Consider the following 24,078-nt stretch of genomic DNA (forward strand, 5'->3'; position numbering starts at 1 on the left):
TTTATTCTTATCAGAGAACTTACTTTATCCTCTCTTTTTCTTCCGCTTTTTTGCAGATTCCACCGCCTCGGCAACCACCGGTTTGTTTTCAAATCGTTTGGTGTAGCCGGTGTAATCCGGAATAGTGCGTTCATACGTTGGATCAACGAATAGCGGGCTTGATATAATATGGTCTGCCGTACTGCGATTACAGCAGAAAACGATATTCTCAACACCGGCAAGACGGGTCAGCGCTTTCACATCCGTATCGTGCGGCTGCAACGTCATAGGATCAGTGAAGAAGAAAAGATAATCAATCTCACCATCCACAATGCGGGAACCCATTTGCTGGTCACCACCCAGGGGACCGGATTTCAGAATGGTAAAGTCCCACTCAACATCGGGATGCTTTTCCTTAAGAGCCTCAAGAATAAGAGTTCCCGTAGTACCTGTACAGTAAAACTTGTGCCCCATGAGCAATTCGGAGTTCCAGAGAACCCACTCGATGAGGTCTTTCTTCATGGCATCGTGCGCCACCAATCCAATCTTTCTAACTAATTTTGTCATAAGCCAATACCGTTTAAATAATAAACAATCGGTAAAAAGAAAAAGCTATAATTGCGAGAAAAATTTCTTTCCACGTAAATAATACTGCGCCAAGATACTGCTTTTTGTCCATTCCGGTATCACGGAAAGAGAAGTTTTTTTCAGGTTCTCTTCACGTGCAGGAGTAAAAGATGAACGTAACAAACGATATTCACGCCGTGCGCGAAATACCGCCAATGCATTGGGGAACTGTAGTTTAAGTATAAAACTCAATGCAGCTATATAGTCAAGAACTGCACGGGTACGCATCACGGAAGCAAAATCCCTGGATGGCAGGTTCTTGTAAAGCATGACAAGATTATTACGAAAATTGAGGAAAGTCTTTCGGGGATTTTCTTTCTTCAGCGTAGCACCGCCTACATGGTAAACCACACTTTGCGGTACACAGACAATCTGCCGGCCACGTGCACGAAGCCGCCAGCAAAGATCGATCTCTTCCATGTGGGCAAAGAAACGTCCATCCAGTCCACCGGCTTCACGATAATCTTTCAAGCGGATAAACAAAGCTGCACCTGTAGCCCAAAAGACGGGAATGATAGTGTCGTATTGTCCCTTATCCTCTTCTACCACACCCATAATCCGACCGCGACAGAACGGATAACCGTAACGATCAAGAAAACCACCCGCAGCACCGGCATACTCGAACCTCTCCTTCTGCCTCCAACTGCGTATCTTCGGCTGGCAAGCCGCCGCTTCAGGATGAGCATCCATATAGTCAACCAGTGGCTGAAGCCAATGTTCCGTCACTTCCACATCTGAATTGAGAAGTACTACATACTCGGCATCGACCTCTTGCAATGCCATATTATAACCATCAGCGAAACCTTGATTTTCTTCCAACAGAATCAATCGGACGGTAGGAAATTCACGACAAAGCATATCAACAGATGCATCTGTAGAACCATTATCAGCAACATACACTGCCGCACCGTCCGCCTCGGAAAAGCGTACTACGGAAGGAAGAAACAAGCGGAGCATATCACACCCGTTCCAGTTTAATATGACAACCGCTATCTTATTCATGTTGTTTCTTTAAATCTTCCCGTGTGAGTTTCCACCGTTTATGCGACCAGAACCAATAAGCAGGAGCACGGCGAATGGTCTGCTCCAAGCGGCGCACAAAAAGTTCGGTTATTTCTCCCTCGGCAGTTTGCTTCGGGGTTTCAGTCAACAGATCAAAGTATGCTTTGCAATATCCTCTACCCCGTTTTTCCAATTCGCAATAAAAAACAGGATAATTCATCATTCTGGCAATACGTTCACCACCATCCATAAATACGGTATCCTGATTCAGAAAAGTTGTCCAGTGATGGGCTTCATTGCGATTGGGAGACTGATCGGTAATCAGTCCGATCACTACATGCTTCCCTTCACGGCGCAACCGGATCACTTCGCGGGCAGTGGAATGTTTCGGTACATTATAGCCGCCATGACGGGCACGGATGATCTTAAACATTTCATCCATATACTTGTTTCGCAAGGGTTTATACACTTGCAAGGGTACGTCTTCCGGCTTCATGAAGGCTCCCATCGCCGTCAGCCACTCAAAATTGGCATAATGAGGAATGAGTACAACGATGCCTCCATGTTTTTCGAGCATGGCGAGATATTCTTCAGTATTACCATACTCCATACGACGGGAAAGATCTTCGAACGACATACGCATCATCTTTATTTCTTCCAGCATATAGTCGCAGATATAGTGATAAAACTCACGCTCAATCTCGCTCAGTTCAGCCTTGTTTTTTTCGGGAAAAGAATTCTTCAGATTCTTACGAACTACCTTACGACGGTAATGCACCAAATGACGCATCAGAAAATAAAACCCATCGGACAAGATATAAAGCGCCCGGAAAGGAAGCAAAGCCAGAAGCCACATGCCGGCGTAAGTCAGCCAGTAGACAAGTTTCGATTTCATACTTTTCTTATACCTTATTATAATAGCACAGTTCCCTGCAATGCAGTTCCGTCTTCATTAAAATCGCCCAAACGAACAGACACCACCTGATTATCCAATGTATCATTGTGAGGAACCTCTATGCGGATATAGTTAGCAGTGAAGCCATGCATAGGAGTTCCCGGCTTGGAACGTTCCAACAACACAGGCAGGGTTTGTCCGATATGACGGGCATAGAATGCATGCGTCTTTTCGTCCGAAAGTTCCAACAGGCACTGACTCCGACGATGTTTTTCCTCGGGAGTTACCACATGGTCTATCTTTAATGCCTGCGTACCCGGACGTTCGGAGTAGCTAAACACATGAAGCTGGGTCACATCCAGGCTTTTGATAAATTCGTAAGCCTGCTCAAAATATTCATCCGTTTCACCACGTGTGCCCACAATCACATCCACGCCGATAAAGGCATCGGGCATCACTTCTTTCACTTTCCGCACTTTGGAAGCGAAAAGTTCCGTATCATATCGCCGGCGCATCAGCTTCAGCACTTCGTCACTGCCGGACTGCAACGGAATATGGAAATGAGGCATGAAACTGCGGGAATGAGAAACGAATTCTATGATCTCGTCAGTCAGCAAATTGGGCTCTATGGAGGAAATTCGGTAGCGCTCAATGCCTTCCACTTCATCCAGCGCCTTCACCAGATCGAAGAAAGTTTCTCCGGTGGTTTTACCGAAATCCCCGATATTGACACCTGTCAGCACAATTTCTTTTCCTCCCTCGGCCGCAGCCTGGCGCGCTTGTTCCACCATGGATGCAATTGTTCCGTTGCGACTCCGCCCGCGGGCAAAAGGAATGGTACAGTAGGAGCAGAAATAATCGCAACCATCCTGTACTTTCAGGAAATAGCGGGTACGGTCGCCACGTGAGCACGACGGTGCAAACGAATGGATATCTTTTAGCGCCGAAGCATAAGCTTCTCCCGACTCATTCTTTTGCAAGTTTCCGAGATATTGAAGCAAATCTTTTTTCTGTTCGGCACCAAGCACCACATCCACACCCTCAATCTTTGCAACGGTTTCGGGTTTCAACTGGGCATAACATCCGGTCACAACCACGAAAGCCCCCGGATGTTGCTTCACCAGACGATGGATAGCCTGGCGGCATTTCTTATCCGCCACTTCCGTCACCGAGCAAGTGTTCACCACACAGATGTCCGCTTTCTCCCCTTTACGCGCCGTACGCACACCTGCATCCCGCAAAATCTTACCGATAGTAGAGGTTTCCGAGAAGTTCAACTTACAACCTAATGTATAGTAAACCGCTGTCTTATCTTGAAATATATTGGTATCAATCATATCTATTCTAAACACATTTCTGCTACAAAGTTACATATAATTATTAGATTTTTCCTACTTTTGCACAAATCATCAATTTTCGTGCAATGATACAAGAGAACTTTATCAAACTCTACGAGCAGAGTTTCCGTGAAAACTGGGATCTTCCTTGCTATACCGATTACGGTGAAGATGAGAGTTATTCCTATGGACAAGTGGCGCAAGAGATAGCTAAATTGCACTTGCTATTCAAACATTGCAGCTTGCGCCGGGGCGACAAAATTGCTATTATCGGTAAAAACAATGCCCGCTGGTGCATCGCTTATATGGCCACCATCACTTACGGAGCTATCGTGGTTCCCATTCTTCAAGATTTTAATCCGAATGATGTACATCATATCGTCAACCACTCCGAGTCTGTTTTCCTCTTTACGAGCGATTCCATCTGGGAACATCTGGAAGAAGAACGCCTGACCGGATTACGTGCCGTATTCTCCCTTTCCGATTTCCGTTGCCTGCATCAGCGCGACGGTGAAACAATCAATCGTTTCCTCAAACACCTGGATGAAGAAATGCACATAACTTATCCGAAAGGTTTTCACCGGGAAGACGTGCAGTATACCACTCTTTCCAATGATAAGGTAATGCTGCTGAACTATACCTCGGGCACCACCGGTTTCAGTAAAGGCGTGATGCTGACAGGAAACAATCTCGCAGGAAATGTCACTTTCGGTATCCGCACCGAGTTGTTGAAAAAGGGAGATAAAGTACTCTCCTTCTTACCCTTGGCTCACGCCTACGGTTGCGCTTTCGACTTTCTTACGGCTACTGCCGTGGGTACTCACGTCACACTTTTGGGCAAAGTCCCCTCTCCAAAGATTCTGATGAAAGCCTTCGAAGAGGTAAAACCCAGCTTGATTATTACCGTGCCACTCGTTATCGAGAAAATCTATAAGAATGTCATTCAGCCCATTATAAATAAGAAAACCATGAAATGGGCGCTCAGCATTCCTTTGCTCGACGGACAAATCTATGGGCAAATCCGGAAGAAACTGATAGATGCTCTGGGCGGACGTTTCAAAGAAGTCATTATCGGCGGTGCTGCCATGAACCCGGAAGTGGAAGAATTCTTCCATCGTATCAAATTCCCGTTCACCATCGGTTATGGCATGACGGAGTGCGCACCATTAATCAGCTATGCTCCCTGGAACGAATTCATTTCGACTTCTTCCGGTCGAGTGCTCGACATCATGGAAGCCCGTATCTACAAAGAAAATCCGGAGGTAGAAATCGGTGAAATCCAGGTACGCGGAGAAAATGTGATGGCAGGTTATTATAAAAATCCGGAAGCCACTAAAGAAGTCTTCACCGAAGACGGCTGGCTACGTACCGGTGACTTGGGTAAACTGGATGAAAAAGGAAACCTTTATATTCGTGGCCGCAGTAAGACCATGATCCTGAGTTCCAACGGACAAAACATCTTCCCCGAAGAAATCGAGGCACGGCTTAACAACCTGCCTTTCGTACTGGAAAGTCTTGTTATCGAACGCAATAAAAAACTGGTAGCTTTAGTCTATGCAGATTACGAAGCTTTAGATTCTCTGGGACTGAACCAAGAAGAAAACCTCAAAACCATCATGAATGAGAACTTGAAAAACCTGAATAGCAGTGTGGCCAGTTACGAGAAAGTCAGCCAGATTCAGCTCTATCCTACCGAGTTTGAGAAAACTCCTAAAAGGAGCATCAAACGCTACTTATATAACAGTATTGCAGAAGATTAGTATGTTATTAAACATACAAAAAGTAGCAAAAAGGGGCTAACCTCCAAAAAAAACATAAAAAAAGTTGGGATTTGGAGAACAACATATCAAAAAAGTACATACCTTTGCAACGTTTTAATAAAGCAATTGATTGTATTACGTTTTTAAAAAGCAAAGAAAATGAAAAAATTAGTTTTGATGGCTGTAGCTATCGTAGCAGTATCTTTCGCATCTTGTGGTAACAAACAAGCTGACGCTGAAAAAGCAGCAGCAGATTCTATCCGTATTGCTGATTCAATCGCAGCAGTAGAAGAAGCAGCAGCTGAGGCAGCCGCAGCAGCTGATACTGTAGCAGTAGATAGCGCAGCAGTTGTAGCTGAATAATTCAGAACAACACACTGAAGAATTGAAAGTCTGACGTGCGAAAGCATGAACAGACTTTTTTTATGCCCTTCTGTTTCCTTAGTCCTACAACATTATTTCTTATACTTCTTTTCTTTTTTATTTCAAATAATGCATATCTTTGCCTTAAAACACTAAATAATAATATTATGAAAATAAAACTGTCAGACAAACTAAAGTACATAGCCAAAGAATATAAGTTAGGTGATTTCGTCCGCAATCTCATCGCTGTAGTATTAGGCATCATTATCACCTTTGTTGGAAGTGACTGGATTTCAGAACGAAATACTCAAAAAGAAGTTGAGAAGTCTATACAGTTGGTTAAAAGCGAACTAATTCTAAACAGAGAAACATTGAAGGAGATGGGAAGCAGAGTAGTATTCGAACAAAATGCCGCACGATATCTGTTTGAACATAAAAACAAGAAGAATGAAATCTCTCAAGACTCTGTGAAACAATATTTACCTGTTATTTTTCAATGGAGTAAGTACACATTCATCAATGATGCCATGGAAATGCTCAAAACATCTTCACTCATCCAAAAGATCAAGAATAAGGAACTTTCCCTGCAAATTATAAAAGCATACGGAACAATCAAAACCGCAGAATCCTCTTTCGAAATGTATAAAGAGTACAAAAACAAGTACAAGATGAATTCAATGCCAATCCCCAAGTAGCTGCTTGCTTTTACAACCAAATAAAAAAAAGAGAAAAAGTTGAATACTCTGAAGAAAATGACCTGTCGGAAGAACTTCACCTGGTACTCACTTTACCAGAAGGCTTAGGTCTACTCCAGACCATGCCCAATATCCTTAATCCCAAAACTCATTTTTTTGCCAATATAGAAGAACTTGATGAAACCATTGCAGCAATTGACAAGGAGTATAAGTTATCCTGCACAAACTAAAGGAACAAATACCAAAATAGCCACCCAACTTATAAAAACTTATACGGCTATAGAGAGGGCTTACAAAACAGCTACATCCTATGAAAACAACAAAATCAACAGAGGAGTCCGGAAGGAACTACCTTGATAAAGAGCATTTATGATACCCACTCGAATCCTGCCCAAATATACGGTCAATATTTACAAGCCATTGATGAAGCAGTAGCTGCCATTGAGAAAGAATATGAGTAAGTAAAACAAAAAAGCCCGGCTCCTTTTCGGAAACCGGACTTTTTCTATATATGAAGTATTCAATTATGCTTCTTCAGCAACAACTTCGAAAGGAATCTCTACAGAAACTTCCTTGTGCAGCTTAACGATAGCTTTGTACTGGCCAACTTCTTTCACAGCATCTTTTACAACGATGATCTTACGGTCAATTTCATGACCTAACTTAGCCAATTCATCTGCAATCTGGATGTTACCAACAGAACCGAAGATAGTACCGGTTGAGCTAACTTTAGTAGCGATCTTCAAAGATACACCTTCCAATTTAGCTGCCAATGCTTCAGCATCCTTCTTGATTTTTTCCAATTTGTGAGCACGTTGCTTCAAATCTTCAGCCAACATTTTCTTTGCAGCAGGAGAAGCAATCACAGCTTTACCTGTCGGGATGAGGTAGTTACGACCATAACCGGACTTAACAGTTACGATATCGTTCTTATAACCCAAGTTTACAATGTCTTCTTTCAATATAATTTCCATACTTTCCTCCTCCTATTATTTCATCATGTCAGTTACATAAGGCAGCAATGCCAAGTGACGGGCTCTCTTTACAGCTTGAGCTACACGACGTTGGAACTTCAAAGAAGTACCGGTGATGCGACGCGGAAGGATCTTACCTTGTTCATTTAAGAATTTCTTCAAGAATTCAGGATCCTTATAGTCGATATACTTAATACCACTCTTTTTGAAACGGCAGTATTTTTTCTTCTTAACGTCCACTGACGGCGGAGTTAAATATCTGATTTCTGATTGAACTTGTGCCATGATTAATCCTCCTTTTTAGTTGATTTAACACTTCTTCTCTTCGCAGCGTATTCAGCAGCGTACTTGTCTTGCTTGAAAGTCAAGAAACGGATAACGCGCTCATCACGACGGAAGTTAAGCTCTAACTTGTCAATTACAGTAGGGTCTGCATTGAACTCAATCAGCTGATAGAAACCAGTTGACTTCTTCTGGATAGGATATGCCAGTTTTTTCAGTCCCCAGTTTTCCTCATTTACGATCTCAGCACCTTCAGCAGTAAGGATGCCTTTGAATTTTTCTACCGCTTCCTTCATCTGAACATCAGACAAAACGGGAGTTAAAATGAAAACGGTTTCGTATTGATTCATACTTGTTTTATTAATGAATTAATAATTCGTTTAAAAATTTGCGGTGCAAAGGTAGGGATTTTATTTTGATCTACAAACATTTAATGTTTTTTTGTGCCCGAAGGTAGGATTTATCATAGAAGTGACTTACCTTTGCAAAGTTGTTTAAACAATAATTTCATGATCGAGCAATTTAACTTTGACATCCGGCTGATTTTTGCCATCCTGAACGGTAAAGTTTCCGCCGCAATCAACCGAAAACTGTCCCGTAACTTCCGCCAGAACGGTTTGGAGATTACTCCGGAACAGTGGACTGTCCTCATCTTTTTGTGGGAAAAAGACGGAGTAACACAACAAGAGTTGTGTAATGCAACTTTTAAGGATAAGCCCAGTATGACGCGCCTGATTGATAACATGGAACGCCAACATCTGGTAGTCCGTATCTCGGATAAAAAAGACCGCCGCACCAATCTTATCCACCTCACCAAAGATGGAAAAGAACTGGAAGAACGCGCACGGGTAATCGCTAACCAAACTCTGAAAGAGGCATTACACGGTATCACCGTAGAAGAACTGAGCATAAGCCAGGAAGTATTAAGAAAAATATTTTTCAATACGAAAGACTAAAATAAATGAGGAATGAAGAGGCTCAGGCAAAAGATGTGGTATTCAGCCTCATTTTTCATCCTTCATTCTTCATTCTTCATTAAAATATGGTTTTTTTGCAAAAATAATTTCGCTTGTTAAAGAATTATGCTTTTCTTTGTGACAAGAATATAATAATCTATTAAAATACACACACATGAAAGGTTTATTAAAAAATCTGGGCTTGATATTAGTCTTGGTAGGAGCTGTAATCTTGGTTGCATGTTCCTTTACCGGTAATGTAAACAACAATTCCATTTTAGGTACTTCAGCAGTTTTGATGGTACTGGGGTTGGTTTCATACATTATAATCAATAAGAAATTGGCAGACTAATCGTCAGAAAAAGAATAAAAAAGGCGGTTGCTTTGATAGCAACCGCCTTTTTTATTCTTATGTAAGGAGCCTATCAAGACTCCGGTTCCGGTGTGATCAACTTATATCCCTTTCCGTGGATATTGATGATTTCAATAGAAGGATCTTCTTTCAGATGCTTACGCAGCTTCGTGATATACACATCCATGCTACGTGCATTGAAGTAGTTATCATCAATCCAGATGGTCTTCAAAGCAAAGTCACGCTGCAGGATTTCATTAGCATGAGCGCAAAGCAAACCCAAGAGTTCAGACTCTTTCGTAGTCAGCTTCGTCTGCTTTTCAGGCGTTGACAAAATCTGTTTCTGTGTATCGAAAGTGAACATACCGATCTTGTAGATATTGCTCTCTTTGTTCTTTTTTCCACGTACACGTCTCAGGATTGCTTCAATTCTGAAAGTCAACTCTTCCATGCTGAACGGCTTGGTGATGTAATCATCCGCACCGATTTTAAAGCCCTCCAGAATATCTTCTTTCAGTGTCTTTGCGGTCAAGAAGATGATAGGAATTTCGGCATTTGCAGCACGCACTTCCTGAGCCAAAGTGAAACCATCTTTCTTCGGCATCATCACGTCAAACACACACAAGTCGTATTTATTCTTCAGAAAAGCTTTGTATCCAGCTTCGCCGTCGGGATATAACTCCGCAGAATAACCTTTTGCCTGTAAATATTCTCTTAAAAGCATGCCAAGATTCTCATCATCTTCGCACAATAAAATACGCAGTTTCTCGTCCATATCATTAATTTTTAAGTAAAGGTAATGCAATAATAAATTTAGTTCCAACGTTTAGTTCACTCTCTGCCCGGATGGTTCCCTTATGATCCACAATAATCTTTTTCACATAAGACAATCCTAATCCAAAGCCTTTCACATCGTGCAGATTACCTGTATGCACGCGGTAGAACTTTTCAAATATCTTTTTCAAATTCTCTTTCTTAATACCTATACCGTTATCCTGAATAGAAATCATCAGCTTGCCCGGTTCATTCCAGGTCTTCACTTTCAATTCCAAATCAGTATCCGGTCTCTTATACTTCACCGCATTATCCATCAGATTGAAAATCACATTCGTAAGATGCATTTCATCTGCAAAGATATTCGGGTCAGTCGCGTTCAGTTCCGACTCTATATTACCGTTATAACGCTCCACCTTTAAGGTGAAGGTATTAATAACACCTGTAATCAATTCATTGGCATCCAGTTCCTTCATTTTCAAAGTAGCCTTTTGCTTGTCGAACATCGACATCTGGAGCACCTTCTCCACCTGGAACCTCAACCGTTTCGTCTCATCATTGATGACCGTCGATATATGCTGGAACATGGCAGGCGACTTACCCACTGCAGGGTCTTTCAACATCTGCGCCGCCAGCGAAATGGTCGATATCGGCGTTTTAAACTCATGCGTCATATTGTTGATAAAGTCATTCTTCATCTCCGTCAGTTTCTTCTGGCGGAACACGATATAAATCGTGAAGATAAACGTAATCAGCAACACAAAGGTGAATATCATCGACGGTATCATAAAGTTGATCGAGTCGAAAATATAATCTCTTTTGCCCGGAAAATGTATCTTTACGATACTCATACGGGCAGGTGGATCATTCAGGAACAAAGGCTGGGAGTAAGAATACTCGCTACCTTCATCGACATAGTCCGAACAACGGTATACTTCCCGTCCATCCCGGTCAATCACCTTAAAGTGATATCCCAGATCAATGCCGTTATCTACCAAGCCCGACTTTAAGTACTGATCCAGATTCTTAAAGTTGATGCGTTCCTCAATCGGCTTGCTACTTGCCGTATATAACATCTGCAAGGCAACTTCATCCAACAAACCACGCTGGTACACATAACGTTCTTTCATTAAATCGATTTGTGTACGGGCTGTTTTAGGAATCGTCTTAGCGCCATGCTTACGCGAAATCATCGCTCTCGGCAACTCTGACGGCTTATTTGTGATCGTCTGAAGTTCCATGGCCGAATACTTGGAACCATCCGGCGACGTCACCGTAAACCGTTGTGTCTGCACCAATGCCTGCCCTTGCTCAGTCAATTCCCACGCTCTCTTTTCTGCCTCAGAGATGTCTTCCCGCAACCAACGGGCAACCTCAGCGGACTCCACTTCTTTAGAAGCAGCCATCAGTCCACGCTTCACAGATTCATCAAATTGCTCGTTACGCATCTTTACCATCTTCTCTATGTAGCTGATTTGCAGATACAAGAGGCTGAGGAAAGATAACCCCATAACGATACCTAATATCCATATTGTTGACTTCTTCATAGTCACAAAATTAACACTCCCTAATTAACACTCCTAACCTATTAACCTGATTTAACCGCAAGTTCTCGTAAATTAACCGAAAAGAGTTTTTTAAGTTGCATTACGAGCATTATAACAAATCAGCGTGTGTTTGGTTTGCAAATTTAATAAAAAATTAATCATTCTCGTTCACATTTACGCATGTTCTTAATCAGTGTTAATAAAAAAGCCATTACCCCTCGTTCTGAGGGAGTAACGGCTTTAACAAATTATAAAAACAGACGAAGTGAAGTCTTTTATTCTTCAGCTTGCTTAGCTTCGAACTCCTTAACTAACTTATCTTGTACATCACTTGGAACAAGTTCATAGCTGGCAAATTTCATGATAAACGAAGCACGTCCTCCTGTCAAAGAACTCAAGGCTGTGGAGTAAGATGCCATTTCCTTCAAAGGTACTTTAGCACTCAGCTTTTCATAACCGGCTTCACTACTCATACCCATAATCATGGCACGGCGTCCCTGCAAGTCACCCATCACATCACCCATTCTATCCGACGGAACAAATACTTCCACATCATAAATAGGTTCAAGGATCTTCGGTCCTGCATTCTTGAATGCTTCACTAAATGCATTACGACCAGCCAACATGAAGGAAATTTCATTGGAGTCTACCGGGTGCATCTTACCATCATACACGATAACACGTACGTCACGAGCGTACGAACCGGTCAACGGACCTTGTTCCATACGAGACATGATACCTTTCAGAATAGCCGGCATGAAACGCGCGTCAATAGAACCACCTACGATACTATTAATAAATACCAATTTACCGCCCCATTCCAATGGGATTTCTTCGGTACCTTTCACGTTCATCTTAAACTCCTGCGCACCAAACTTATAAGTATCAGGCAGCGGCATACCTTCGTAATAAGGTTCTATAATCAGATGTACCTCACCAAACTGACCTGCACCACCCGATTGTTTCTTATGGCGATAGTCTGCACGAGCCGCCTTCGTAATGGTTTCACGATACGGAATTCTCGGTTCCTCATATTTGATTTGCAACTTTTCATTATTCTCCAAACGCCATTTCAACGTACGCAAGTGGAATTCACCCTGTCCGTGAACAATAGTCTGGCGCAATTCCTTGGACTGCTCTATCACCCAAGTCGGATCTTCCTCGCGCATACGGTTCAATATGGCCATCATCTTTTCCGTATCGGCCTCATTCACGGGTTTGATAGCACGGGAATATTTTGAATTGGGATATTTGATAAAGTTGAAACGGTTTTCAGAACCTTTGCCATTCAGAGTATTACCTGTATGCACATCTTTTAATTTCACAGTACAACCGATATCACCGGCTACCATTTCTTCCACCTTAATACGGTTGGCACCTGCACAGGCATAAATCTGAGCGATACGCTCTTTCGAACCACGGTCAGCATTCGTAAAGTCTTCACCTTCGTGCACTTTACCGCTCATAACCTTGAAGTACTGAACATCACCGATATGAGGTTCAACAGCGGTCTTGAAGAAATAGAGAGAAGTAGGTCCATTCGGATTCGGTTCCACAACCTCGCCACGGGTATTGTGTACGGGCGGCATCTCGTTTACAAACGGAACCACATTACCCAGGAATTCCATCAAACGACGCACACCCATATCTTTACCTGCACAAACACAGAATACGGGGAACATGCCACGTGAAGCCAAACCTTTACGGATACCCTCGCGCATTTCGTCTTCTGTCAGTGAATCCTGTTCAAAGAATTTCTCCATCAGGCTTTCATCGTGTTCAGCAGCAGCTTCTACCAATGCTTTATGCAGTTCGGTTGCTTTTTCCAATTCCTCTGCAGGAACATCTTCAATGGTGGGTGCACCACCTTCGGGGCCCCACGAATATTTTTTCATCAAAAGTACATCAATCAACGAATTAAAGTTCGGTCCGGTAGCCAACGGATATTGCACGGGAACTACCTTCGAACCATAAGCAGACCTCAACTGCTCCAGTACCATATCATAATCACACTTCTCATGGTCAAGCTGGTTCACCAGGAAAATCACCGGTTTACCTAACTTTTCTGTATATCGGAAATGATTTTGGGTACCCACTTCAGGACCATATTGGCCATTCAGAAGCAATATTGCAGTATCAGTAACATTGAGTGCTGTCATGGCAGCTCCAACAAAGTCATCACTTCCCGGACAGTCTATAATATTAAGTTTCTTACCGTTCCACTCCACATGGAAAACGGTGGAAAACACAGAATAGCCATATTCTTGCTCCACCGGGAAGTAATCGCTGACTGTATTCTTGGCAGTAATTCTGCCGCGACGTTTTATAATACCACTCTCAAAGAGCAGCGCTTCTGTGAGAGTGGTTTTACCCGAGCCATCATTGCCAAGCAGGGCAATGTTCTTAATTTCATTCGTCTGATATACTTTCATGATATATAAGATTTAAAATGAATAACTCAGTATGCCTTCGCATACCCTTAATTTTTGTGAGGCGCAAATTATGAATTTATCAAAAGAAAAGCAATAAATCGATAGTGTTACTAAACTATGTTATGTAACACATCACGACTAACAGAAAGATTTTCTTAACTTTACAGCGTAAATCACTAATCTTTAAACTTACAATGAAAGCACTGCTATCCGTCACCACGCTGTTGATTCTTCTATTGTTCAGCGGATGCCAATCCAATGGTGCCTCGCACAGGCAACGGCCATTGATCGGCATATCCTGCTCCCACCCCAATGATTATTCGACTGCCCGAATGACTTACACAGAATCTGTGATACAAGCCGGAGGTACCCCGATGCTCATCCCTATCACAACAGACAGTACGGTGTTGGCGGATATCGTCAGCCGGCTGGATGCAATTATATTAATAGGAGGGGCTGACATTCACCCTTCTTATTATAATGAAGAACCTATCGAGCAACTGGGGGAGGTTGATTCGCTACGCGATGTTTACGACATCGCCCTAATTCGTCTTGCAGCACAGCGCAATGTACCGATGTTAGGCATCTGTAGGGGTGAGCAATTGATAAATGTAGCGTTCGGCGGGACACTCTATCAGGACCTACCGGCACAATACCCGGACACTACCGTACGACATAATCAAAAAGAACCGAGCAGCGTGCCCACGCATACGGTTCATCTCCTGCAAGGATCCACGATAGCTCAGATTACGGGGCAAACGGAGCTTTTCACAAATACGCATCATCACCAGGCGGTGAAGCTGGCAGCACCCGGTTTCCGCATCACGGCATGGGCCACGGATAGTATTCCTGAAGCCATTGAAAATATCAATGGAAAGCCCATTTGGGGAGTACAGTTCCACCCGGAAGCATTAACAGTAGCAGGCGATAGTATATCTGCCAGGTTCTTCCACTTTCTGGTTGATAAAGCGGCGGCATTTCGAAGGAGTAAATAAACCCGGTGCCTACTCATCCCGAAAGGCATAGGCAAGGCACTTTTGTTTCTCAGTTAAGGCACTCTTGTTTCTCAGGCAAGAAACTCTTGTTTCAATGGGAAGAAATCTTTGTTTCTTAGGAAAGGCACTTTTGTTTCAGTTGAAAGAAACAAAATGAAACAAACAAGAGCCTGACAAAGCTAAAGTATCTCTCCGCCTAATCACAAGAAAGGGCGCAATCTTACGACTACACCCTTACTTTTATCAATAGACTTATTTTCATAAGATGAGACTATAATTATAATATAGGTACGCGCGTGTATCATATACAATCCAACTTAATAACGATCACCCTTATATCCTGATCTTCCTTATCCGTAGCTATCTTTGCAATATGCCAGTCGGACGGGAAGAACAAGAAAAACTCACCGGGAACAGAATCGATAAAGGTAGTTTTTTCCGGATCAAAATCATAGTGAATAACATCTTTCTTCTCACTATATTCACAATTAGCCTTTGAAGACTCATGATCCAGCAATGCAAAACGTTCCGTTCCTTTCACCACATACTGCAAATCTATATGTTTCCGGTGTGATTCGGATGTCCGCTTCTCTAACGGTTCATTCTTACTATCTTCAACAGAGACCACAAGTGACGTTCCTTCTATCGGATGTTTTCCCTTCTCGATAGTAGTCAGGTCGTGCGACGCCAACCAGCGAAAAGCCGCCTTCCATTGTTCCGGATTCGCTTCGTACTGCGCTTTGAATTCCGCTAAATTCGTAGAAGAATGGGGCTTCGCCTTCAAACCTTCACTCCAGACTTTCGATTTTACCCATTTTTCGGGCGAGATACTTTTTACTTTCTTGCCACTTTGAGCAGAGACAGACAGACAAACCGCAAGCATACAGGCAGTTGCCAATAACCATTGTAAGTGTTTCATGTTAATGTTTTCTATAATTTCGTTTACTGACTACAAAGATATAAATTATAAATCGTATTAAATTGAAACATCTGTCTACCTATATTGAATTATTTGTGGAACATTAAATGATAAGTCGTTCTTATCTTTGCAACAGAAATTAATTCGTAAACTAACAATAATCCATTCAAATCATGAGAAACATTTTCTGGAGTATGACATTAGTTGTTGCCTGTTTGCTTGGAGCTGCTACAGCGCAAGCCCAAAAACAAGTAACCACCAACAATGCCATCGTGCCGGGTGAAGTATGGAACGACACCGACGGTAACCCCATCAATGCGCATGGCGGCGGTATCCTCTACCATGAAGGAACGTACTACTGGTACGGTGAGTACAAAAAAGGTAAAACCATCCTGCCCGAATGGGCCACATGGGAGTGTTACCGCACGGATGTAACCGGCGTGAGCTGCTATTCATCCAAAGACCTGCTGAACTGGAAGTTCGAAGGCATCGTACTTCCCGCAGTAAAGGACGACCAAGGCCACGACCTGCACACCAGCAAGGTACTGGAACGTCCGAAGGTGATTTATAACCCAAAAACCAAGAAATTCGTGATGTGGGCACACGTGGAAAGTGCCGACTACAGCAAGGCATGCGCCGGAGTAGCCATCAGTGACTCCCCTACCGGAGAATTCACCTATCTGGGCAGTTTCCGCCCCAACGGTGCCATGAGCCGCGACCAAACCGTATTCGTAGACGATGATGGCCGTGCCTACCACTTTTATTCGTCAGAAAACAATGCAACGCTGTACATCAGCGAATTGACTGACGATTATCAAAAACCGAGCGGACACTATACCCGCAACTTCGTCAAGGAAAGCCGCGAAGCTCCCGCCGTCTTCAAGCGTAACGGGAAATACTACATGCTCTCTTCCGGCTGTACCGGTTGGGATCCCAACCAGGCTGAACTGGCTGTGGCAGATTCCATCATGGGTGAATGGAAAACAATCGGCAACCCTTGTACCGGAACAGACGCCGACAAGACATTCTATGCTCAAAGCACTTACGTGCAGAAAGTTATGGGTAAAAAAGACATGTACATTGCCATGTTCGACCGCTGGAATAAGAAAGACCTGGAAAACTCACGTTATGTATGGCTTCCATTCTCCTTCGAAGGTGATAAAATCACCATTCCCTGGCGTGACAAATGGAGCTTCGACAGCTTTGCCGATCAAGGTCGTTTTGAAGCCGGCAAAGGAACTTTCCTGCTAAACGGCAAACCATTTGTAGTTAAAGCCGCCGAACTGCACTACCCGCGTATCCCGAAACCTTATTGGGACCAACGCATCAAGTTGTGCAAAGCACTGGGTATGAATACCGTTTGCCTCTATGTATTCTGGAACTCTCACGAACCGCAACCCGGCGTATATGACTTTACGGAGCAAAACGACCTGGCCGAGTTCTGCCGTCTGTGCCAGCAAAATGATATGTATGTCATCCTCCGCCCCGGACCGTATGTTTGTGCCGAGTGGGAAATGGGTGGTCTGCCGTGGTGGCTGCTTAAGAAAAAGGATGTACGTCTGCGCGAATCCGATCCTTACTTCATTGAACGTGTAGCTCTGTTCGAAGAAGCCGTAGCCAAGCAGGTGAAAGACCTGACGATTGCCAATGGCGGTCCCATCATCATGGTACAGGTAGAAAACGAATATGGATCTTACGGAGAAGATAAGGGTTATGTATCCCAAATCAGAGACATCGTACGTGCCAACTTCGGAAATGACATCGCTCTGTTCCAATGCGACTGGGCTTCTAACTTCACCCTGAACGGACTCGATGACCTGATCTGGACCATGAACTTCGGTACAGGCGCCAACGTCGACCAGCAATTTGCCAAACTGAAACAGCTTCGTCCCAACAGTCCACTGATGTGTTCTGAATTCTGGAGCGGTTGGTTCGACAAATGGGGTGCCAACCACGAAACCCGTCCTGCCGCTGATATGATCAAAGGTATCGATGATATGTTATCAAGAGGCATTTCATTCAGCCTGTATATGACACATGGAGGTACGAACTGGGGACACTGGGCAGGCGCCAACTCTCCCGGCTTTGCACCCGACGTGACGTCTTACGATTATGATGCGCCTATCAGTGAATCCGGTCAGACAACTCCTAAGTATTGGGCCTTGAGAGAAGCCATGGCGAAATACATGGATGGTGAGAAACAGGCGAAAGTACCTGCACTGATCAAACCTATCAGCATCCCTGCTTTCAGATTCACAGAAATGGCACCATTGTTCGAGAACCTGCCCGCAGCAAAGAAGGATGAAAACATCCGCACCATGGAAGAATACAACCAGGGTTTCGGAAGCATCCTCTACCGCACTACCCTGCCTGAATTGAAATCGCCCGCTACCCTCACAGTGAACGATGCGCACGACTATGCTCAGGTATTCGTGGATGGGAAATACATCGGCAAGCTCGATAGAAGAAACGGTGAAAAGCAATTGGTACTCCCCGCCTGCGTCAAAGGTTCCAGACTTGATATTCTGGTAGAAGCCATGGGGCGCATCAACTTCGGTCGCGCCATCAAAGACTTCAAAGGAATCACGAAAAACGTAGAACTCTCTATGGACATCAACGGATATCCTTTCGTTTGCAACCTGAAGAACTGGGAAGTTTTCAACATTGAAGATACCTATGAATTCTATCAGGGCATGAAGTTCCAGCCGATAGAGTCATTGACAGACCGTCTCGGACAACGTATTCCGGGCGTTTACCGCGCTAAGTTTCAGGTGAAGAAACCGAGCGATACTTTCCTGAACTTTGAAACATGGGGCAAAGGATTGGTTTATGTGAACGGTTATGCACTAGGCCGTATCTGGGAGATCGGTCCTCAGCAGACTCTTTATGTCCCGGGATGCTGGTTGAAAAAAGGTGAGAATGAAATCGTAGTTTTCGATATCGTAGGTCCTAAAGAGGCCAAGTCCGAAGGTTTAAGTGAACCGCTCCTTGACCAACTGCTTGTACAGAAACCCTTGACACATCGCAATGAAGGCGAGAACTTGAACTTGTCAGGTGAAAAGCCTGTATTCACGGGAAGCTTCAAACCGGGTAATGGCTGGCAGGAAATTAAATTCAACAAACCTGTTACCGGACGCTATGTTTGCATTGAAGCATTAAACTCACAGGATGGAAAAGACCTGGCTTGTATTGCCGAAATGTATTTCTTGGACAAGGATGGTAACCGTTTGTCCCGCGAGCCTTGGATTGTGAAGTATGCCGACAGCGAAGACGTAGCTCACGTCAACCGCTCTGCCGACAAAACTTTCGACCTTCAGGAATCCACCTATTGGAGCACAGAGAAAGGCAGTCCTTATCCGCATACGATTGTAATCGATCTGGGCGCCAGTCATGCATTGACAGGCTTCCAATGCTTGCCCCGAATGGAAAGCGAAGTACCGGGGGACATCAAGGATTTCAAGATTTATGTGAAGGGAGAAAACTTCAAATACTAATCTGATTTAGAAAGGCAATAAAGAGCGGCCGTCGTTACGAAATGACAGCCGCTCTTCTTTATATAGAAGTCTGACTCATTAGCGTACGATTGTAGTTTCAGGACCAAGATAAGAGCGCTTCATTCCTCCCATATCTATCACCACCTTTTGAATAATCATACCCGGATCAGAGCATATCAATTTCAAAGTATGCTTGCCCGGCTTATCAATGTTTAGGGTCACAGCATTTATCGTACTGTTGCGGTACACATTTTCCCTCCATTCGCCTGAATATTCTTTTGCATTATTCGAAGCATATTTCAATAAGCCATCATCTATCATTATGCCGAAGCAAGTGCCACGTTCTGAATTCACCGGAAAAACAGGTAATGCATACGTATAAACCGTTACTGAACCGGCATTAAAAGTATAAAAATCATATTCCACCTTGGCAGCCTTCTTGGAACGACGTGGATTTTGAACAGGTTTTGTAGCCTCTCCTAATTGTATACACTGGTTCTCATAGCCCAATCCCTCTATTACTTTCATTTTTATATCTTCATTCTCCACTTTTCTATGAAATTTTCCCGGATTAATAGATACACAACCATTATCCTCCACATACCATCCTTTCAACTCGCCGACTGTAGGATAAGCAGGATTGAAAACAGGCAAGTAAATCTTTTCCTGATTGCTGCCGGATATAATATCAATTTCACCCGTTACCCTTTCTCCTACCGGAACTTTCGACCAGTCAACAGATACAATAATCCGTTCTTGCAGAAGAGTGGTTCCGCTCTGCCTGCTGAGTTTGATCCACGAATCCGAAACTTTAGCATTCCACGTAAATGCTTGTCCTCCTATATTATACAATTCAATAAAAGATTCTTTCCGGGTATAAGGATTTACGCAAGGAAGTACATTCAATGTAATCTTTCCCAAAGGAGAGTCCTGTCCCGGAAGAAAAACACACATTTCTGCTTTCTGCGGTACATCAATATTCGTCACCGGAGGCATCTTCTGATAAGTAGCAGTCCATCCAGGTGCCAGAGCCATCATATGGTTCCATTTACCATTAAGCAGGGAGTTATACTTACCGGTATAATAATCGATACTATCATGATAAGCCTTTGTTCTATCAGCCAAATAGTTGGTTGCTGCACGTCCCTGACGCGCGTACCATCTGTTTTGCTGCGCAGTCAGCATTTTCTTATTCATAAGCGCCGCTCCCTTCACAGGATAGAAAACCAGCTCATAAAAAGCAGCCTTATAAGATTCCGGCAACGTGTTCCATATCTTTTCGCTCTTATCAGAAATACGGTCATACTCTTGCATTCTGCCTTCTGCTTCATTATAATTTACGAAAGAAAAGTCTGTATCCGTCATTCTCTCCTGAGCATGTTCGTTATTCCATTCATATCCCCATCCCATTGCTTCCGGTTTGTGCTGGAAACCTAAATGATAATAACTGTTCATTATATCGTCAATATCTTCCCTATACTTTTCACCAAATACGGAAACCAGAAAGTCCACCTGATGATTGTTTATATTATCAAAATTGAATTTATCAATGTCCCAGGCCATGTCCAGAAATGTTTTCATACCCAATTCACCCGGTTTGATGTCTCCCACATTCAATAACCAATAGCGTTTTGCCCCGGTATCATAAGCCTTGCGCATTTCTTCGAACATCAATGCCGGAGGAGTTGTATTCAACCATAAATAGTCATGCGGCTCGCCTAAATATGAAATATGATAATATACGCCCGATCCGCCTTTACGGTTTCTTTCTTCCTTATTATTCAATCGTTTGATATAACCGAAATTATCATCCGACCAAACCAACATAATGTCTTCCGGAAGCCTCAACCCTCTTTCATAGATATCAAGCACTTCTTTATAGGGAACAAAAATCTGAGGGATAGAGTCAAGAGGAGAATCTACATGTTGCTTCAAAATGCCTCTTTGGTCAGCAATGACCTCCTCTACCAAGCTGACTTCTTTATCTTTGGGAACACCTACGAGCCCGGCGTCATGAATACCACGCATAGCAATCGTATAAATGTTCTCATACGGGGCATTCTCGGAAACCCGTCGGTCGAGTATCTTATTGATTCCTCCTTTGTTAGTTATATAATTCCATTCTCCCATTGTTTTTTTATCCCACTCCGTTACATTATTAAAGAGTAACGGTTCGCAATGAGAAGAACTCATTATAATTCCATAACTATCAGCAACTAATTTGTTTTCAGGATACTTATTAAAAGCACCCGAAGAAGGATGCATCGCAGGTGCCAGCATATTACCTTTCATCCGGAGAATCAGTTCACACACCTTAGCATAAGTTTTCGGCCCGATGTCACCCAGTTCTTTATCAAACGTCTTTCCGGCCCACGGGGTTATTCCCCAACCTTCATCATTAATAAAGATACCCCTGTACTGAACAGACGGGGCCTGAGAAACATAGTTTATATTCTCAACATATAATTGAGACTTTCTTTTAGTTGGCACATCGGCCCACCAATACAGAGGAGACACCCCTATAGCTTCTGATAGTGTGAATACGCCATAGGCTGTGCCACGCCTGTCGCATCCGGCAATGACAAGCACTTTTTTCACCCCTTTGGCAGGAGCATCTATCGTTTTAACAACAAACTGTTCCCAACCACCACGGATAGCAGATACATCTAATTGTCCCTCTGCCACCAATCGGTCAATAAAAGCATTATGTCCCACTGTTCCCACAACAACAGCATACTCCGAAGAAACCTTTTTCGAAGAAACAGACACCTTCTGATTAGTCACCCGCTTTATATCTTCAGCCAAAAGACAAGCTGTTTTTTCTACTACACCATAATCCCCGGCATCATAATAAATCACTGTCGTATGGGAAGACACTAACGGAAAGGCTGCCATGCCCCCGGTTTCTTTAACAATAATCTGTCCCCAGCATATTACCGGAAGAAACATAGACATGAACATTAACCAAAATCTCATCATAACATAAAATATATTTTAATTACTACTTAGCATCTTTATTCATACCCGGGGTTCTGCTCTAACACAGCTCCTCTATTAGCTTCAATTTCTTTATAAGGTATTGGCCATAATTCATAATGTTTTTCCATCTCCTTGGCATAATAGGGATTACATTTCATCACGCGGTCGTAAAGTTTCCCCATTCTCATCAACGTAATCCTGCGCCTTTCTTCTACGCCTAACTCTCTCATTCTCTCATCCAGAATATAATCCAATGTTACCTGAGATGCCGATACAGGTTTAGCATGAGCTCTATTGCGAATCACATTGATATCAGCCGCTGCCTTATCCTTATCATTTAAAGCCAGATAAGCCTCAGCCCGTAACAAGTAAGTCTCGGCAAGCCTGAACATATATTGATCCGTATATGTAGCACCGGCTCCACTGTTAAGCGCAAAAGTTTTGGAATTGGAATACAAACCATCCGGATGATTATACGGAGTAGTACACTTGGATTGATAAGCATAGAGCGGACGGGATGGAACCGTAACCCCTGCTGGCGGATTCTGAGTGTCAATGGTATCCCCGTAAAGTTTGGCATACTCTTTATTGTGAACTGCAAACTTTCTCACAAAATTATGATTTGCGTTTCTCATGTCTCCATAAAAATCATCTTTCCATATCTCATCACTGAAATATCGGGTCGAAATGGCCCAACCAATGCCACGACCTCCGGTATAGTCACCAATCGGCCAGCTAAAAGGATTCATGCCATGTGCTTTCACGTCACGAACCATCGGAGCATGATGCCTTTCCAAAGTGTATGTCTGGTCTTTGGCTGTCAAGGAACCACTGCCGCCAGGAGTGTCAGTTTCAATCTGAATAACCCAGATTCCTTCTGTGTTTCCGGAACCCCTGTTCTGATTGTTTTTTCGGAATAAATCCCAATATACATCTCCCGGAACTTCATTGGCTCTAGAACCAAAGCGATTGTACATCAGTCCGGTAGCCGGATCATCGATGACTGTTGTGGCAGCATCCACCGCTTTCTGATATTGAGCTGTTGCCAGATAAAGTTCTGAGAGCAAATGATATGCAGCCGCATTAGAAACTTCTCCATCCTGCACACTGGACAAACTGGGTAAATGAGCAGCTGCAAACTCTACATCCGTAAGTGCCTGCTTCAACACCTCTTCTTTGGATGCCCTGACATAATCAAACTTGGGTTCGACGACTTCCGTCAATAAAAGAGGTACCCCACCGTAAAGATAAGCCAAGGTCCTATATGCAAATCCTCTAAAAAAACGGGCTTTGGCTTCGGCAATCGTCTTTTGTTCCTCCGATACTTCAGAAGCAGGCAGACGGTCGATAATAGTATTAGCAGTTGAAATGGTATGATAAAGCAATGACCAGTGTACCGATGCAATATTACCGGTTGAATGATAAGCTGAAATCATATTGGAATGTCGCTCCGTACCATTCGGTTCGCCATCATAAACAATATCCGTACCATAAAGGTAATCCATCGGACGATTTTCATCCCTACTATAGAATTCTCTTCTTATCAGGTAATAGAGATTATTTACAGAACAATCAATATCCTCTTGGGTAAGAAAAGAATTGGTTGCACTCATAAAATCCAAAGGCTTCTCATCTAAAAAAGAACTGCTGCACGAACCCAACACTGCCGAAAGCAACAAGCTAATAGTATATATTTTTATTTTCATAATAAATCAG

20 protein-coding genes are annotated in these 24,078 nt (G+C 43.2%); 7 read left to right on the top strand and 13 right to left on the bottom strand.

Translation table 11 applies throughout. The annotated features are described in order from the left end of the window. Positions 1–24 precede the first annotated feature (24 nt). The 4 genes from VYM24_RS00065 to mtaB are packed head-to-tail and all read right to left on the bottom strand — an operon-like array spanning position 25 to position 3,840. Positions 25–546 (bottom strand): methylglyoxal synthase, encoded by a 522-nt coding sequence (locus VYM24_RS00065; protein WP_007210287.1) that lies wholly within the window; start codon positions 544–546, stop codon positions 25–27. Between the two features lie 45 nt (positions 547–591). Next, positions 592–1,608, bottom strand: coding sequence for a glycosyltransferase family 2 protein (locus VYM24_RS00070; RefSeq protein WP_299094679.1), 1,017 nt, complete (start codon positions 1,606–1,608; stop codon positions 592–594). Further along, the gene (locus VYM24_RS00075) at positions 1,601–2,503 is read right to left on the bottom strand and encodes a lysophospholipid acyltransferase family protein (RefSeq protein WP_330941160.1); all 903 of its coding nucleotides are present in this window, start codon (positions 2,501–2,503) and stop codon (positions 1,601–1,603) included. Before VYM24_RS00075 ends, VYM24_RS00070 begins: the two co-directional genes overlap by 8 nt. 17 nt (positions 2,504–2,520) lie before the next feature. After that, positions 2,521–3,840, bottom strand: a complete 1,320-nt coding sequence (gene mtaB, locus VYM24_RS00080; RefSeq protein ID WP_330941161.1) for a tRNA (N(6)-L-threonylcarbamoyladenosine(37)-C(2))-methylthiotransferase MtaB — start codon at positions 3,838–3,840, stop codon at positions 2,521–2,523. A gap of 86 nt (positions 3,841–3,926) precedes the next feature. Between mtaB and VYM24_RS00085 the strand changes: the two genes are divergently transcribed. The 3 genes from VYM24_RS00085 to VYM24_RS00095 all read left to right on the top strand — a co-directional run bounded on the left by VYM24_RS00085 (position 3,927) and on the right by VYM24_RS00095 (position 6,658). Beyond that, positions 3,927–5,600 (top strand): long-chain fatty acid--CoA ligase, encoded by a 1,674-nt coding sequence (locus VYM24_RS00085; RefSeq protein ID WP_330941162.1) that lies wholly within the window; start codon positions 3,927–3,929, stop codon positions 5,598–5,600. A gap of 159 nt (positions 5,601–5,759) precedes the next feature. Further along, positions 5,760–5,963, top strand: coding sequence for a PG1828 family lipoprotein (locus VYM24_RS00090; protein WP_330941163.1), 204 nt, complete (start codon positions 5,760–5,762; stop codon positions 5,961–5,963). A 167-nt stretch (positions 5,964–6,130) separates the two neighbouring features. After that, a complete protein-coding gene (locus VYM24_RS00095) occupies positions 6,131–6,658 on the top strand; it encodes a hypothetical protein (protein ID WP_330941164.1) in 528 nt (175 codons plus the stop codon). A 524-nt stretch (positions 6,659–7,182) separates the two neighbouring features. Here VYM24_RS00095 and rplI read toward each other — a convergent pair. From rplI to rpsF, 3 genes are read right to left on the bottom strand one after another with little or no spacing between them, the layout of a single operon-like run. Beyond that, positions 7,183–7,632: a 50S ribosomal protein L9 gene (gene rplI, locus VYM24_RS00100; RefSeq protein WP_044266373.1), complete on the bottom strand. Its 450-nt coding sequence runs from the start codon at positions 7,630–7,632 to the stop codon at positions 7,183–7,185. Between the two features lie 15 nt (positions 7,633–7,647). Next, the gene (gene rpsR / locus VYM24_RS00105) at positions 7,648–7,917 is read right to left on the bottom strand and encodes a 30S ribosomal protein S18 (protein ID WP_007210278.1); all 270 of its coding nucleotides are present in this window, start codon (positions 7,915–7,917) and stop codon (positions 7,648–7,650) included. A 2-nt stretch (positions 7,918–7,919) separates the two neighbouring features. Further along, positions 7,920–8,264, bottom strand: coding sequence for a 30S ribosomal protein S6 (gene rpsF / locus VYM24_RS00110; RefSeq protein WP_007210277.1), 345 nt, complete (start codon positions 8,262–8,264; stop codon positions 7,920–7,922). 159 nt (positions 8,265–8,423) lie between these two features. Here rpsF and VYM24_RS00115 point away from each other — a divergent pair, with 159 nt between their 5' ends. Together VYM24_RS00115 and VYM24_RS00120 are read left to right on the top strand one after the other, a co-directional pair. Further along, positions 8,424–8,870, top strand: coding sequence for a MarR family winged helix-turn-helix transcriptional regulator (locus tag VYM24_RS00115; RefSeq protein WP_044266371.1), 447 nt, complete (start codon positions 8,424–8,426; stop codon positions 8,868–8,870). A 175-nt stretch (positions 8,871–9,045) separates the two neighbouring features. After that, positions 9,046–9,222, top strand: coding sequence for a hypothetical protein (locus tag VYM24_RS00120; RefSeq protein ID WP_330941165.1), 177 nt, complete (start codon positions 9,046–9,048; stop codon positions 9,220–9,222). Between the two features lie 73 nt (positions 9,223–9,295). On the opposite strand, the gene rprY is transcribed toward VYM24_RS00120, so the two are convergent. The 3 genes from rprY to VYM24_RS00135 all read right to left on the bottom strand — a co-directional run bounded on the left by rprY (position 9,296) and on the right by VYM24_RS00135 (position 13,975). Continuing rightward, a complete protein-coding gene (gene rprY / locus VYM24_RS00125; protein WP_007210274.1) occupies positions 9,296–9,997 on the bottom strand; it encodes a response regulator transcription factor RprY in 702 nt (233 codons plus the stop codon). A 4-nt stretch (positions 9,998–10,001) separates the two neighbouring features. Beyond that, positions 10,002–11,543 (bottom strand): sensor histidine kinase, encoded by a 1,542-nt coding sequence (locus VYM24_RS00130; protein ID WP_330941166.1) that lies wholly within the window; start codon positions 11,541–11,543, stop codon positions 10,002–10,004. 275 nt (positions 11,544–11,818) lie between these two features. Next, positions 11,819–13,975 (bottom strand): elongation factor G, encoded by a 2,157-nt coding sequence (locus VYM24_RS00135; RefSeq protein ID WP_330941167.1) that lies wholly within the window; start codon positions 13,973–13,975, stop codon positions 11,819–11,821. Positions 13,976–14,169: 194 nt separating this feature from the next. Here VYM24_RS00135 and VYM24_RS00140 point away from each other — a divergent pair, with 194 nt between their 5' ends. Further along, positions 14,170–14,970: a gamma-glutamyl-gamma-aminobutyrate hydrolase family protein gene (locus VYM24_RS00140; RefSeq protein WP_330941168.1), complete on the top strand. Its 801-nt coding sequence runs from the start codon at positions 14,170–14,172 to the stop codon at positions 14,968–14,970. A 301-nt stretch (positions 14,971–15,271) separates the two neighbouring features. Here VYM24_RS00140 and VYM24_RS00145 read toward each other — a convergent pair whose 3' ends face one another. Continuing rightward, the gene (locus VYM24_RS00145) at positions 15,272–15,889 is read right to left on the bottom strand and encodes a NanQ anomerase/TabA/YiaL family protein (protein ID WP_330941169.1); all 618 of its coding nucleotides are present in this window, start codon (positions 15,887–15,889) and stop codon (positions 15,272–15,274) included. 173 nt (positions 15,890–16,062) lie between these two features. Between VYM24_RS00145 and VYM24_RS00150 the strand changes: the two genes are divergently transcribed. Beyond that, a complete protein-coding gene (locus VYM24_RS00150; protein WP_330941170.1) occupies positions 16,063–19,383 on the top strand; it encodes a beta-galactosidase in 3,321 nt (1,106 codons plus the stop codon). Between the two features lie 78 nt (positions 19,384–19,461). Here the strand turns inward: VYM24_RS00150 and VYM24_RS00155 are convergent, their stop codons facing one another. Further along, positions 19,462–22,359 (bottom strand): glycosyl hydrolase 115 family protein, encoded by a 2,898-nt coding sequence (locus tag VYM24_RS00155; protein ID WP_425286670.1) that lies wholly within the window; start codon positions 22,357–22,359, stop codon positions 19,462–19,464. A 38-nt stretch (positions 22,360–22,397) separates the two neighbouring features. Further along, on the bottom strand, positions 22,398–24,068 hold the full coding sequence (locus VYM24_RS00160) for a RagB/SusD family nutrient uptake outer membrane protein (RefSeq protein ID WP_330941172.1): 1,671 nt from the start codon (positions 24,066–24,068) through the stop codon (positions 22,398–22,400). Between the last annotated feature and the right edge of the window lie 10 nt (positions 24,069–24,078).

Origin of the sequence: Bacteroides sp. MSB163, assembly GCF_036416795.1 — a bacterium.
GTDB classification, from domain to species: domain Bacteria; phylum Bacteroidota; class Bacteroidia; order Bacteroidales; family Bacteroidaceae; genus Bacteroides; species Bacteroides maternus.

What these genes read in the sequence shown, in the direction of transcription:
- VYM24_RS00065 (WP_007210287.1), bottom strand. Translation starts at nt 546, where the DNA reads ATGACAAAATTAGTTAGAAAGATTGGATTGGTGGCGCACGATGCCATG.
- VYM24_RS00070 (WP_299094679.1), bottom strand. Translation starts at nt 1,608, where the DNA reads ATGAATAAGATAGCGGTTGTCATATTAAACTGGAACGGGTGTGATATG.
- VYM24_RS00075 (WP_330941160.1), bottom strand. Translation starts at nt 2,503, where the DNA reads ATGAAATCGAAACTTGTCTACTGGCTGACTTACGCCGGCATGTGGCTT.
- mtaB (WP_330941161.1), bottom strand. Translation starts at nt 3,840, where the DNA reads ATGATTGATACCAATATATTTCAAGATAAGACAGCGGTTTACTATACA.
- VYM24_RS00085 (WP_330941162.1), top strand. Translation starts at nt 3,927, where the DNA reads ATGATACAAGAGAACTTTATCAAACTCTACGAGCAGAGTTTCCGTGAA.
- VYM24_RS00090 (WP_330941163.1), top strand. Translation starts at nt 5,760, where the DNA reads ATGAAAAAATTAGTTTTGATGGCTGTAGCTATCGTAGCAGTATCTTTC.
- VYM24_RS00095 (WP_330941164.1), top strand. Translation starts at nt 6,131, where the DNA reads ATGAAAATAAAACTGTCAGACAAACTAAAGTACATAGCCAAAGAATAT.
- rplI (WP_044266373.1), bottom strand. Translation starts at nt 7,632, where the DNA reads ATGGAAATTATATTGAAAGAAGACATTGTAAACTTGGGTTATAAGAAC.
- rpsR (WP_007210278.1), bottom strand. Translation starts at nt 7,917, where the DNA reads ATGGCACAAGTTCAATCAGAAATCAGATATTTAACTCCGCCGTCAGTG.
- rpsF (WP_007210277.1), bottom strand. Translation starts at nt 8,264, where the DNA reads ATGAATCAATACGAAACCGTTTTCATTTTAACTCCCGTTTTGTCTGAT.
- VYM24_RS00115 (WP_044266371.1), top strand. Translation starts at nt 8,424, where the DNA reads ATGATCGAGCAATTTAACTTTGACATCCGGCTGATTTTTGCCATCCTG.
- VYM24_RS00120 (WP_330941165.1), top strand. Translation starts at nt 9,046, where the DNA reads ATGAAAGGTTTATTAAAAAATCTGGGCTTGATATTAGTCTTGGTAGGA.
- rprY (WP_007210274.1), bottom strand. Translation starts at nt 9,997, where the DNA reads ATGGACGAGAAACTGCGTATTTTATTGTGCGAAGATGATGAGAATCTT.
- VYM24_RS00130 (WP_330941166.1), bottom strand. Translation starts at nt 11,543, where the DNA reads ATGAAGAAGTCAACAATATGGATATTAGGTATCGTTATGGGGTTATCT.
- VYM24_RS00135 (WP_330941167.1), bottom strand. Translation starts at nt 13,975, where the DNA reads ATGAAAGTATATCAGACGAATGAAATTAAGAACATTGCCCTGCTTGGC.
- VYM24_RS00140 (WP_330941168.1), top strand. Translation starts at nt 14,170, where the DNA reads ATGAAAGCACTGCTATCCGTCACCACGCTGTTGATTCTTCTATTGTTC.
- VYM24_RS00145 (WP_330941169.1), bottom strand. Translation starts at nt 15,889, where the DNA reads ATGAAACACTTACAATGGTTATTGGCAACTGCCTGTATGCTTGCGGTT.
- VYM24_RS00150 (WP_330941170.1), top strand. Translation starts at nt 16,063, where the DNA reads ATGAGAAACATTTTCTGGAGTATGACATTAGTTGTTGCCTGTTTGCTT.
- VYM24_RS00155 (WP_425286670.1), bottom strand. Translation starts at nt 22,359, where the DNA reads ATGAGATTTTGGTTAATGTTCATGTCTATGTTTCTTCCGGTAATATGC.
- VYM24_RS00160 (WP_330941172.1), bottom strand. Translation starts at nt 24,068, where the DNA reads ATGAAAATAAAAATATATACTATTAGCTTGTTGCTTTCGGCAGTGTTG.